At 71.0% G+C, this 12,063-nt stretch carries 9 protein-coding genes; 7 read left to right on the top strand and 2 right to left on the bottom strand.

Features of this window, described 5'->3' with window-relative positions; translation table 11 throughout:
* Positions 1-88: 88 nt before the first annotated feature.
* Positions 89-916 carry an enoyl-CoA hydratase family protein gene (locus tag ACZ3H8_RS00930; RefSeq protein ID WP_467395917.1) on the top strand — a complete coding sequence of 276 codons (828 nt, stop codon included), beginning with the start codon at positions 89-91 and terminating at the stop codon, positions 914-916.
* Positions 917-1,065: 149 nt separating this feature from the next.
* On the top strand, positions 1,066-3,522 hold the full coding sequence (locus ACZ3H8_RS00935) for a bifunctional salicylyl-CoA 5-hydroxylase/oxidoreductase (RefSeq protein ID WP_467395919.1): 2,457 nt from the start codon (positions 1,066-1,068) through the stop codon (positions 3,520-3,522).
* Here the strand turns inward: ACZ3H8_RS00935 and ACZ3H8_RS00940 are convergent.
* Both ACZ3H8_RS00940 and ACZ3H8_RS00945 read right to left on the bottom strand, forming a co-directional pair.
* A complete protein-coding gene (locus ACZ3H8_RS00940) occupies positions 3,509-4,324 on the bottom strand; it encodes a PaaX family transcriptional regulator (RefSeq protein WP_467395921.1) in 816 nt (271 codons plus the stop codon). The two genes, ACZ3H8_RS00935 and ACZ3H8_RS00940, sit on opposite strands and share 14 nt — an antisense overlap.
* A gap of 4 nt (positions 4,325-4,328) precedes the next feature.
* Complete coding sequence (locus tag ACZ3H8_RS00945; protein WP_467395923.1) at positions 4,329-5,945, bottom strand: AMP-binding protein; 1,617 nt, start codon at positions 5,943-5,945, stop codon at positions 4,329-4,331.
* Between the two features lie 99 nt (positions 5,946-6,044).
* On the opposite strand from ACZ3H8_RS00945, the gene ACZ3H8_RS00950 reads away from it, so the two are divergent.
* From ACZ3H8_RS00950 to ACZ3H8_RS00970, 5 genes are all read left to right on the top strand, one after another.
* Entirely contained in the window at positions 6,045-7,304 is a 1,260-nt protein-coding gene (locus tag ACZ3H8_RS00950) for an acyl-CoA dehydrogenase family protein (protein WP_467395925.1), read from the top strand.
* The gene (locus ACZ3H8_RS00955) at positions 7,301-7,699 is read left to right on the top strand and encodes a RidA family protein (RefSeq protein ID WP_356223967.1); all 399 of its coding nucleotides are present in this window, start codon (positions 7,301-7,303) and stop codon (positions 7,697-7,699) included. Before ACZ3H8_RS00950 ends, ACZ3H8_RS00955 begins: the two co-directional genes overlap by 4 nt.
* Before the next feature lie 45 nt (positions 7,700-7,744).
* Positions 7,745-8,590: an alpha/beta fold hydrolase gene (locus ACZ3H8_RS00960; protein WP_467395928.1), complete on the top strand. Its 846-nt coding sequence runs from the start codon at positions 7,745-7,747 to the stop codon at positions 8,588-8,590.
* Positions 8,591-8,677: 87 nt separating this feature from the next.
* Complete coding sequence (locus tag ACZ3H8_RS00965; RefSeq protein WP_467395930.1) at positions 8,678-10,228, top strand: MFS transporter; 1,551 nt, start codon at positions 8,678-8,680, stop codon at positions 10,226-10,228.
* A 124-nt stretch (positions 10,229-10,352) separates the two neighbouring features.
* Positions 10,353-11,882, top strand: a complete 1,530-nt coding sequence (locus ACZ3H8_RS00970) for a PP2C family protein-serine/threonine phosphatase (RefSeq protein ID WP_467395932.1) — start codon at positions 10,353-10,355, stop codon at positions 11,880-11,882.
* Positions 11,883-12,063 lie beyond the last annotated feature (181 nt).

Consider the following 12,063-nt stretch of genomic DNA (forward strand, 5'->3'; position numbering starts at 1 on the left):
CGTATCGCGCAGTCGTGACGGGAGTCACGTAAGGGTGATAGCTTCGAGTGGCAGGCAGCACCCCGCCCGCTGAAGGAGGCCACACTCCATGAGCCCCTTTTCCAGCTCCGCGCAGCGCACCGGACAGTGGCGCCATCTGCGGCTCACGACGGACGACGGGGTCGCGACCGTCACCCTCGCCCGTCCCGAGAAGCTCAACGCCCTCACCTTCGGCGCCTACGCCGACCTGCGTGATCTGCTGGCCGAGCTGGCGCGGGAGCGGTCCGTACGAGCACTGGTGCTGGGCGGGGAAGGGCGCGGGTTCTGCTCCGGCGGTGACGTCGACGAGATCATCGGCGCGACGCTCTCCATGGACACCGCCCAGCTCCTCGACTTCAACCGGATGACCGGGCAGGTCGTACGGGCGCTGCGCGAATGCCCCTTCCCGGTGATCGCGGCGGTGCACGGCGTCGCGGCGGGGGCCGGCGCGGTGCTGGCGCTGGCCGCGGACTTCCGTATCGCGGACCCGTCGGCCCGTTTCGCGTTCCTCTTCACCAAGGTGGGGCTCTCGGGCGGCGACATGGGCGCGGCGTATCTGCTGCCGAGGGTGGTCGGCCTCGGCCACGCCACCCGGCTGCTGATGCTCGGCGAACCGGTCCGCGCGCCCGAGGCCGAACGGATCGGCCTGATCAGCGAGTTGACGGACGAGGGCCGATCGGACGAGCGGGCCGCGGAGCTTGCCCGCCGGCTCGCGGAGGGCCCGGCCCTGGCGTATGCGCAGACCAAGGCGCTGCTCACGGCCGAGCTCGACATGCCGCTCGCGGCGTCGGTCGAACTCGACGCGGCGACGCAGGCGCTGCTGATGAACGGCGAGGACTACGCGGAGTTCCACGCCGCTTTCACGGAGAAGCGCCCGCCGAAGTGGCGGGGGCGCTGACGATGCCACGCCGCCCACCCCGGGGCTCCGCCCCGGCCCCCGCGCGGGGGCTCCGCCCCCGGACCCCCGCGCCTCAATCGCCGACGGGGCTTGAATTGCCCGGCGGGCGTGGAAGGACCCCCAGCGGGCGTCCGGAGCCCCAGTTCGGGATGCGGGTACTCCCCCTGGCTTCGCCGGAGGCACCCCCACCCAGGCGAAGCTCTGGGGGAGGGCGGGATGGGGCAGAACCCCCCGCGCCGCAGTCGGCCCGGACCTCCGGCTCCCCGGCAGAGCAGAGGGTCCGGGTCCCCCAGCCCGGCCGGCCGACGGCCACCGCGCCCGAGGCACGCCGACGCGCCCTCCGCGTGGCGGTCATCGGCGGTGGGCCCGGTGGGCTGTATGCCGCCGCGCTGCTCAAGCGGCTCGGCCCCGAACGCGACATCACCGTCTGGGAGCGCAACGCCCCCGACGACACCTTCGGCTTCGGCGTCGTCCTCTCCGACGAGACCCTCGGCGGGATCGAGCACGCCGACCCCGTCATCTACCGCGCGCTCCAGGACGAGTTCGTACGGTGGGACGACATCGACATCGTCCACCGCGGCCGCACCCTCACCTCCGGCGGGCACGGCTTCGCCGCCCTCGGGCGACGTCGCCTGCTGGAGATACTGCACGGGCGCTGCGAATCCCTCGGCGTGCGCCTCCGCTTCCGCACCCCCGCCCCGCCCGCCGCCGAACTCGCCGCCGCGTACGACCTGGTCATCGCGGCGGACGGGGTGCACAGTCTCACCCGCGAGGCGCACGCCGACACATTCGCGCCGCGCGTCACCACCCACCGCTGCCGCTACATCTGGCTCGCCGCCGACTTCGCCTTCGACGCCTTCCGCTTCGAGATCGCCGAGACCGAGCACGGAGTGATGCAGCTGCACGGCTACCCGTACGCCCCCGATGCCAGCACCGTCATCGTCGAGATGCGCGAAGAGGTATGGCGGGCCGCCGGCTTCGACACGGCCGACGAGCAGGAGTCCACCGACCTCTGCTCCAAGATCTTCGCGGAAGCCCTCGGCGGCCGCGGCCTCCGCTCCAACAGCTCCTCCTGGATCGCCTTCCGCACCGTCGTCAACGACCGCTGGTCCCACGGCAATACAGTGCTTCTCGGCGACGCCGCCCACACCGCCCACTTCTCGATCGGCTCCGGCACCAAGCTCGCCGTCGAAGACGCCCTCGCGCTTGCCGCCTGCGTCGAGGAACAGCCCGACCTGCCCGCCGCACTTGCCGCGTACGAGACGGAGCGCCGCCCGGTCGTCGAGTCCACGCAGCGCGCGGCGGCGGCCAGCCTCCGCTGGTTCGAGGAGCTGGCCGGGTACCTCGACCAGCCGCCGCGGCAGTTCGCCTTCAATCTCCTCACCCGCAGCCGCCGCGTCACCCACGACAATCTGCGGCTGCGCGACCCGGCGTTCACCGACGCCGTCGAGCGCGACTTCGGCTGCCCGCCCGGCACCCCGCCGATGTTCACCCCCTTCAGACTGCGCGGACTGACCCTCCGCAACCGGGTCGTCGTCTCGCCCATGGACATGTACTCCGCCGCGGACGGCGTCCCCGGCGACTTCCACCTCGTACACCTCGGCGCACGGGCCCTCGGCGGAGCCGGCCTGGTGATGACCGAGATGGTCTGTGTGAGCGCAGAGGGCCGCATCACCCCTGGTTGCACCGGCCTTTACACCCCCGAACAGGGCGCCGCCTGGCGGCGCGTCACCGACTTCGTGCACCACCACTCGCCCGGCACGGCGATCGGCGTCCAGCTCGGTCACTCCGGCCGCAAGGGCTCCACCAAGCTGATGTGGGAAGGCATCGACAAGCCGCTGGACGAGGGGAACTGGCCCCTCGCCGCCGCCTCACCGCTCCCGTACCGCCCCGGCGTCAACCAGGTCCCGCACGCCCTGGACCGCGCCGGACTCACCGATATCCGCGAGCAGTTCGCCGCCGCGACCCGGCGCGCCGCCCGCTGCGGATTCGACCTGCTCGAACTCCACTGCGCCCACGGCTACCTCCTCTCCGGCTTCCTCTCCCCGCTCACCAACCGGCGGACGGACGCCTATGGCGGCTCCCTGGAAAACCGGCTCCGCTTCCCCCTCGAAGTCTTCGACACGATGCGCGGCGTCTGGCCCGACGACCGGCCCATGACCGTCCGTATCTCTGCCACCGACTGGGCACGCGGCGGCACCACAGCCGAGGACGCGGTCGAGATCGCCCGAGCCTTCGCCGCCCATGGCGCGGACGCGATCGATGTGTCGACGGGGCAGGTGGTCCCCGACGAACAGCCGGAGTACGGCCGCTCGTACCAGACCCCGTACGCCGACCGGATCCGCAACGCCCTGGGCATCCCCGTCATCGCGGTCGGCGCGATCTCCTCCTGGGACGACGTCAACTCGCTCCTGCTGGCGGGCCGCGCAGACCTCTGCGCGCTGGCCAGGCCGCATCTGTACGACCCCCACTGGACCCTGCACGCGGCAGCGGACCAGGACTACGCGGGAGCGGCGGCGCTGTGGCCCGATCCCTACCGGGCGGGCAGCCGCAAGCCCCCGACCGGCCGCACCGACGCCCCGAAACCGCGGCTCACTCTGAGCTGAGCTGCACGAACTCCGCGCCCGCGTCCCGCAGCAGCGCGTGCAGCCGAGCGAAGACCTCCGCCGACCGTCCGCCGGGCCAGCCCTGTGGCAGCAGCTCGGCCGGCAGACCCGGATCGATGTACGGCAGCTGCCGCCAGGAGTCCAGCGCCGGCAGATAGTCGCGGTAGGCGTCCCGCGCCGGCACCTCATCGCGCGCTTCCCACGCCCGTAGCACCGGCTCGTGCAGATCCAGGAACTCCTCGTGCTGCTTGGCGATCGCGCCCAGATCCCACCAGCGCGCCACCGCCTCCGCCGTCGCCGCGAAGCCGAGGTGCTCGCCGCGGAACAGCTCGACGTACGGGTCGAGCTGGAGGCGGCGCAGCGTGTGCCGGGTCTCCTCGTACAGCCATGCAGGGGCGATCCACACCCCGGGCGCCGCCGACCCGAAGCCGAGCCGCCCCAGCCGCGAGCGCAGCAGATGGCGCTTGTGGCGCTCGGCCTCGGGCACCGAGAAGACGGCGAGCACCCAGCCGTCGGACAGCAGCGGGGCGTGCCGGGCGTAGATCCGCCGGTCGCCGTCGTCGAGCAGCTGACGGGCGGCGGGCGACAGGGCGTAGCCGGCCGCACCGTCCGGCGTGCGTTCGGGGACGAGCAGGCCGCGGCGTTTGAGCCGGGAGACCGAGGAGCGCACGGACGGCGCATCCACGCCGAGAACGGCCAGCAGACGAATGAGCTCGGCCACGGGGAGGGGCCCCTGCCGTTCGCGTCCGTAGGCGCCGTACAGGGTGACGATCAGGGAACGGGGAGTGTGCTGCTCGGCCACGTGATCACTCTAGGGCCCGCAGGCGGAAGCGCTGCAGCTTGCCGGTGGGGGTGCGCGGAAGCGCATTGAGGAAGACGATCTCGCGCGGGCATTTGTACGGTGTCAGGCGCCGCTTCACCGAGTCGGTGAGCGCGGCGGCGGTGTCCTCGTAGGCCGGGACCCCCGCACGCAGCACGACGTAGGCCACCACGATCTGCCCTCGCAGCTCATCGGGGCGGCCGACCACCGCGGCCTCCGCCACATCCGGGTGGTGCAGCAGCGCGTCCTCCACCTCGGGCCCCGCGACGTTGTAGCCGGCCGAAATGATCATGTCGTCGGCGCGGGCGACGTAACGGAAGTAGCCGTCGGGTTCACGCACATACGTGTCACCGGTGAGATTCCAGCCGTCGTGCACATAATCCAGCTGCCGGGGGTCGGTCAGATAGCGGCAGCCCACCGGGCCGCGCACGGCCAGCAGGCCCGGCTCCCCGTCCGCTACCGGCCGGCCGGAACGGTCCACCACCCGCGCCTGCCAGCCGGGAACCGGAATCCCGGTGGTGCCCGGTCTGATCGCCCCGTCCGCCGCCGAGATGAAGATGTGCAGCAGCTCGGTCGCGCCGATGCCGTTGATGATGCGCAGCCCGGTCTGTTCCTGCCAGGCCTGCCAGGTGGCGGCGGGCAGATTCTCACCGGCCGACACACACCGCCGCAGCGAGGCGGTGTCGTGCCCGTCGAGGCCGGCCAGCATCACGCGGTACGCGGTGGGCGCGGTGAACAGGACCGACACCCGGTGCGCGGCGATCGCGGGCAACAGCTGTGTCGGGCCCGCCTGTTCGAGCAACAGCGCGGACGCGCCCGCCCGCATCGGGAAGATCACCAGACCGCCGAGCCCGAAGGTGAAGCCCAGCGGCGGGCTGCCCGCGAAGACGTCGTCGGGCTGTGGCCGCAGCACCTGCGCGGAGAAGGTGTCCGCGACGGCCAGCACATCCCGGTGGAAGTGCATGCACCCCTTGGGGCGGCCGGTCGTGCCCGAGGTGAAGGCGATCAGCGCGACATCGTCGGCCGCGGTCGCCACCGCCTCGTACGGCTCACGGGTCCCGGCGGCGGCGAGCCGCAGCAGATCGTCGGGGGAGTCGCCGCCGTAGCCCGTGATGCGCAGCCCCGGCACCTCGGCCTTCGCCAGGTCGTCGAGCGAGCGGATGTCGCACAGGGCGTGGCTGACGGCGGCGATCTCGCACACCGTGGCCAGCTCCTTGGCGCGCTGCTGGGCGAGGACGGTGACCGCCACCGCGCCGGCCTTCATAACTGCCAGCCAGCAGGCCGCGAGCCAGGGCGTGGTGGGGCCGCGCAGCAGGACGCGGTTTCCGGGGACGACTCCCAGGCTGGAAGTGAGGACATGGGCGATCCGGTCGACCTGGTCGCGCAGCTCTGCGTACGTCCAGATCTCGCCGCCCCCGGTGCGGAAGACGGGCCGGTTGGCGCCGAAGCGGTCGATCGTACGGTCCAGCAGCTCGGCCCCGCAGTTGAGCCGCTGCGGATAGCGCAGCGAGGGCAGCTCGAAGAGGAGTTCCGGCCACTGCCCGGCGGGCGGGAGATGGTCGCGCGCAAAGGTGTCGCAGTGGGCCGAGGGTGACAGCTCCATGGTTCGCCCCCTTCTCGTGGTGGGGTCGCCAAACGAGCGTATCGTGAAGGTGACGACAGTCAACGGTCCGCGATAGATGCGTCAGAAGTGGGGGCACGAATGCCCGTATTCTCGCTCGATCCGGTACAGACCGCCTGGTGTGCGCAGTTGCGTACGCTGGCCGCCGAGAAGCTGCGACCGCTCGCGGAGAAAGCGGAGCCGGGCCGGGTCAACCGACCCTTGGTGGCCGCTCTCGGTGAACTGGGGCTGCTTGAGCGGCTGTTCGGTGCGGCGGCGGGCTCTCCAGCGGGAGCAGGAGCGGGGGCGGGGGCCGCGGCCGGGGTGGGAGCGGGAGCAAGAGCGCTCGAGCTGTGCCTGCTGCGCGAGTCCCTCGCCTACGGATGCACGGAGGCCGAGACCGCCCTCGCCCTCCAGGGACTGGGCAGCTACCCCATCGTCCAGGCGGGCACGGCCGCGCAGCGGGAACGCTGGCTCCCCGAGGTAATCGCGGGCCGCGCCGTCGCCGCCTTCGCGCTCAGCGAGCCTGACGCCGGCTCGGACGCGGCCGCTCTCGCCCTCAAAGCCGTTCCGGATCAAGGGGGTTGGCGACTGAGCGGGGAGAAGCGCTGGATCTCCAACGCCCCCGAGGCCGACTTCTACACCGTCTTCGCCCGTACGACACAGGGCGCGGGCGCCCGTGGCGTGACCGCCTTCCTCGTCCCCGCCGACCGGCCGGGCCTTGCCGGTGCCGCGCTGGAGATGCTCTCGCCGCATCCCATCGGTGCGCTGACCTTCACCGATGTCCCGGTGACCAGGGACGATGTGCTCGGCGACGAGGACCGGGGCTTCCGCGTCGCGATGAACACCCTGAACCTCTTCCGCCCCAGCGTCGGCGCGTTCGCCGTCGGAATGGCCCAGGCGGCCCTGGATGCGACGCTCGGCCACACCGCCCGACGCAGTGCCTTCGGCGGCCCCCTCAAGGACCTCCAGTCGGTCGCCCACCAGGTCGCGGAGATGGCCACCCGTATCGAAGCCGCGCGGCTTCTCGTCTACGCGGCGGCCGAGGCGTACGACGAAGGCGCCACCGATGTGCCGAAACGGTCCGCCATGGCGAAGCTGCTCGCCACGGAGACCGCGCAGTATGTCGTGGACGCCGCCGTCCAGCTGCACGGGGCACGCGCGCTCCAGCGCGGGCATCTGCTGGAGCATCTGTACCGTGAAGTCCGTGCACCCCGGATCTACGAGGGCGCCACCGAGGTCCAGCGCACGATCATCGCCAAGGAGCTGTACGCCAACGAGCTGTACGCCGAGGAGCTGCACGCCCACGAGCTGCACGCCGAGGGACCGTACGCAAAGGGCACGAAGGAGCCGTACGCATGAGCCTGCACCGCCACAATCCGGCGGAGCTCTCCCCGCCCACCGGTTTCTCCCACGCCGTCACCGCCACCGGCACGCGGATCGTGTTCCTGGCCGGGCAGACCGCCCTCGATACCGAGGGCAAGATCGTCGGCGAGACGCTGCCCGAGCAGTTCGAGACCGCGCTGGCCAATCTCCTCACCGCCCTCGCGGCCGCCGGCGGCGCCCCGCAGGACCTGGCCCGAGTCACCGTCTACGCCACCGATGTGGCTGACTACCGCGCGCACGCACCCGAACTGGGCCGGATCTGGCGGCGGTTGGCGGGCCGCGACTACCCAGCGATGGCGGTGATCGGGGTGGTCCGCCTCTGGGACGACGTAGCGCTGGTGGAGCTGGAGGGCTTGGCCGTACTCCCCTGACGGGCATAACATCGTTATGCCCGTCAGCGTACGAGGGGAGACGCCATGCCGGAGATCGAGCTCGGCGCAGGGACGATCGCATACGAGGACAGCGGAGGCCCGGGCCCGGTCGTGGTCCTGCTGCACGGGCTGGTCCATGACGCGACGGTCTGGCGCAAGGTGGTCGCCGACCTGGGGCGGGACCACCGCTGTATCGCCCCGACCCTGCCGTACGGCTCACACCGCACCCCCATGCGCCCGGACGTCCTGCTCACCCCCGACTCCGTCAACGAGCTGATCGCGGAGTTCCTGGACCGCCTGGACCTGCGCGATGTGACCCTCGTCGAGAACGACTGCGGACGCGCCCAGACCGTCGCAGGACGCCATCCCGAACGGCTCGCCCGGCTCGTGCTCATCTCCTGCGAGGCCTTCGACAACTACCCGCCGGGCGCACCCGGCAAGATGATCTCCCTCGTCTGCAAGGTGCCGGGCGGCATCGCGCTGATGGCCCGGATCCTGGCGCTGAAGCCGCTGCGCCGACTGCCCATCGGACTCGGCGCGCTCACCAAGCGTCCCGTACCGCCCGAGATCGCCGACGGCTGGCTGCGGCCCCTGCTCACCGACAAGGCCATCAGGGCGGACTTCAAGCGCTACAACGCGGGCGTACGCAAGACCGAACTCCTGGAGGCGGTCGAAGGACTGCGGAAATTCGACCGGCCCGCGCTGGTCATCTGGGCGGCCCAGGACCGGATGATGCCGCGCGAACACGGCAGGCGGCTGGCCGAACTGCTGCCGCAGGGGCGGCTGTTGGAGATCGAGGACAGCTGCACGCTCATCGCCGAGGACCAGCCGGAGGCCCTGTCCACGGCCCTGCGCACCTTCGTTGCGGAGCCGGTTGTCAGCGGGTCTTGATCGACTGGTCACGGTCCCGCGCCGGGCTTACGGTCGATTGGTAGACGGAATCGTCTACTGACCCTCGTAAGAGGGATGCGATCCGCCATGACGCCCTCGCAGCCGACGCCCACCTCCAAAGGCACCGCCCCGAAGAAGCAGGGCGGCAGCGGCGATGGGATCGCGCTTTTCGTCATCGCCTCCTGTCAGTTGATGGTGGTTCTCGACATCACCATCGTGAACATCGCTCTCCCGCACATCCAGAGCTCGCTGAACTTCTCCACCACGAGCCTGTCCTGGGTGGTCAGCGCCTATACGCTCACGTTCGGCGGTCTGCTGCTCCTCGGCGGCCGCGCCGGGGACATCCTCGGCCGCCGCAGGGTCTTCGTCTTCGGAGTACTGCTGTTCGCGCTCGCTTCCCTGCTCGGCGGGCTGTCCCAGAACTCCGGCCAGCTCCTGGCCGCGCGCGCCCTTCAGGGCGTCGGCGGCGCCATAGCGTCACCGACCGCGCTCGCGCTGATCGCCACGACGTTCACCGAAGGCCCGGCCCGCAACCGGGCGTTCGGCGTCTTCGCCGCGGTCTCCGCGGGCGGCGGCGCGATCGGTCTGCTGGCGGGCGGCGTCCTCGTCGAATGGCTCGACTGGCGCTGGGTGTTCTTCGTCAATGTGCCGATCGCCCTGCTCATCGTTCTGGCGACCCCCCGCCACATCAAGGAGTCCGAGCGCCATCCCGGCCACTTCGACCTGGCCGGCGCGCTGACCTCCACGCTCGGCATGGTCGCGCTGGTCTACGGCTTCATCCGGGCCGCGCAGGAAGGCTGGCGCGACAGGTTCACGCTCGCGTCGTTCGGGGCCGCTGTGCTGCTCCTCACCACCTTCATCCTGGTCGAACGCCGCTCGAAACAGCCGATCACCCCGCTGCACATGTTCGCCGACCGTAACCGCGCGGGCACGTACGGAATCATGCTCAGCCTCGCCGCCGCGATCTTCGGCATGTTCTTCTTCCTCACGCTCTTCGTACAGAACGTGCTTGACTTCAGCCCCCTGAAAGCCGGACTCGCCTTCCTCCCCGTGAGCGCGGTCATTGCGGTGGGCGCGGGTATCGCCTCCCAACTCCTGCCCAAATTCGGCCCGAAGCCCTTCATGGTGACAGGCGCGATCCTGGCCGCGACGGGCCTGTCCTGGCTGACCCAGACCGACATCCACTCCACGTATCCGGGCAGCATCCTGGGCCCGATGCTGATCTTCGGGCTCGGCATGGGCATGAACTTCGTCTCGCTGACGCTGATGGCCGTCTCCGGAGTGCCCACGCACGAGTCGGGTGCCGCATCCGGCATGCTCAACACCACCCAGCAGGTGGGCGGCTCGCTCGGCCTGTCCATCCTGGTCACGGTGTTCGGCACGGCCAGCCGCAACGAGGCCCAGGAGCAGATCCCGCGCTTCATGGCCCAGGCCGGACCGAGGGAGCGGCTGTTCTTCGAACGCACCGGTCAAATCCCGCCGCCCTGGGGCGACGAAGTGCTCACCTCCGGGGTCTCCGCCGCTTTCATCATGGCCGCCATCTTCACGGTGATCGCCGCGGTGATCGCCCTTCTGGCCATCCAGGTCCGTCCCGCAGACCTGGAACGCCTCCAGGGAGGCATCAGCCCTGGACCCTGAGGCTCTCGCCCCGGCCCCGCCTCGCCACAATCCGGTCCAGGACCTGGCTGAACTGTGCCAATGCGGGTAGACGTGAGGCGCATGGGACTGGGGAGAAAGGCCAGGACCCGGAGGAGGCGATCATGTGAGTGCCGACTCCCTCGGCGGGTACCAGAGCGCCTCCTCGCAGGCTGATTCCGTGGGCCTGGCTGTCCTCGACACCGATACCAGGTACGTGGTCGCGGACGCCGCCTACTGCCGGATCGCGGGGGAGGAGCACGAAGGGCTGGCGGGCAGCCCCGTCAGCTGGGGAGCCCGGCCGAGGGTCGGCTCCCCGCTGCTGCTGACCAGGGTTCTCACCGACGGGGTGTCGCGCACGCATGTGACCGCACTCAGCCGCTGCACATGGCACCGTCTGACGATCCATGGAGAAGTCGTCGGTGTCGTGGGCGTCATCGTCGAGACCGCGCCCGCGTCGGCCGGCGAGCTGCAGGCAGCTCCGTCCTACCTCTCACTGGCGGAGACCGGCGAAGGCATCGGGACGACTCTCGACGCGGAGACCACGTGCCTGGAAGTGGTCAGTTACCTCAGTCCCGGTCTTGCCGACGCGGCGGCGGTCGACCTGCTTCCCAATTCTCCCCTCACTACCGGTGACCTGGGCAATGAGGAGCTGCGCGGGGTGTACCGCGCTGCCGTGTCAGGGCGGGACGAGCTGCTCGCTCACTCCTCCGCGGACGCCGTCCCGGTCTCGGTCCGTGCGATGCGGGCCGGGCGTCCCGTCCTCGACGAGCGAAGACTGGCCATGCCGCTCATCGCCGACGGCCGGGCCATCGGCGCGGTGCTGGTCGCCCGCACCCACGGCAGGTTCACTCAGGACGACGTACGGAGCGTCCAGGCGGTGTCCGCGCGGGCAGCCACCGCCATCGAACACGCCCGCCTGTACGAACAGGCCGAGCGGACCGCGTTCAAGCTGCAGCGAGCCCTGCTGACCGACCCCGGCCTCCCACACCCCAACCTCAAGGTCGCCACCCGGTACCTGCCGTCGGGATCCGGCAGCCTCGTGGGCGGGGACTGGTTCGAGACCGTGCGGCTGCACTTCGGCCGGACGCTGCTGGTGATGGGCGATGTGATGGGCCACGGCGTGGAGGCCGCCGTCGACATGAACAGCTACCGCTCCACGCTGCGCGAGGTCGCGGCCAACGACCTGCCACCGCACCGGGTGCTGCGGCAGCTGGACAACGCCATCTCCGAGGCCGTCACCCGGCGGCCCGCCACCTGTCTGCTCGTACGCGTGGACCCGGCGCGCGGCATGGGCTCCTTCTCCAGCGCAGGCCATCTGCCGCCCGCCGTATTCAGCCGGGAAGGCGCCGCGGAGCTGATAGGCGTGCCCGTCGGACCACCTCTCGGCACCGGCCTCGGCGGATACGAAATCATCTCGCGCGGCCTCCAACCCGGTGACACCCTGCTGCTGTTCACCGACGGCCTGGTCGAACGTCGCGGAGAGGACATCGACGCCTCGCTCGCCCGCCTCGCGGACGTACACGCCGTCCCTGACAGCAGCGTCGACGAACTGCTCGACGTCGTACTCGACGAACTCGACGCCGCCCACGCGGAGGACGACGTGGCGGTCATGGCCGCCCGCATCCGCCGCAGGCCGGTGGTGGAGCACCACTGACGTCGCCCTTGCGGATCCGTAGCGGCGGGGGCTCAGACTCGGTCCGCGAGCAGCAGCAGAGGTCCCGTTGTGGACTCCAGCAGCTTCCTCCTGGCGGGCCTCCGGCTTCGGTGCGGCCAGGGGGACCTTCGCGATTCGGGGGAAGAACGAACCCACCGCCCCTGGTCAGACTTGCATCCGA

The sequence above is a fragment of the Streptomyces sp. NPDC002868 genome (assembly GCF_055563295.1).

What these genes read in the sequence shown, in the direction of transcription:
- ACZ3H8_RS00930 (WP_467395917.1), top strand. Translation starts at nt 89, where the DNA reads ATGAGCCCCTTTTCCAGCTCCGCGCAGCGCACCGGACAGTGGCGCCAT.
- ACZ3H8_RS00950 (WP_467395925.1), top strand. Translation starts at nt 6,045, where the DNA reads ATGCCCGTATTCTCGCTCGATCCGGTACAGACCGCCTGGTGTGCGCAG.
- ACZ3H8_RS00960 (WP_467395928.1), top strand. Translation starts at nt 7,745, where the DNA reads ATGCCGGAGATCGAGCTCGGCGCAGGGACGATCGCATACGAGGACAGC.
- ACZ3H8_RS00935 (WP_467395919.1), top strand. Translation starts at nt 1,066, where the DNA reads ATGCGGGTACTCCCCCTGGCTTCGCCGGAGGCACCCCCACCCAGGCGA.
- ACZ3H8_RS00955 (WP_356223967.1), top strand. Translation starts at nt 7,301, where the DNA reads ATGAGCCTGCACCGCCACAATCCGGCGGAGCTCTCCCCGCCCACCGGT.
- ACZ3H8_RS00965 (WP_467395930.1), top strand. Translation starts at nt 8,678, where the DNA reads ATGACGCCCTCGCAGCCGACGCCCACCTCCAAAGGCACCGCCCCGAAG.
- ACZ3H8_RS00945 (WP_467395923.1), bottom strand. Translation starts at nt 5,945, where the DNA reads ATGGAGCTGTCACCCTCGGCCCACTGCGACACCTTTGCGCGCGACCAT.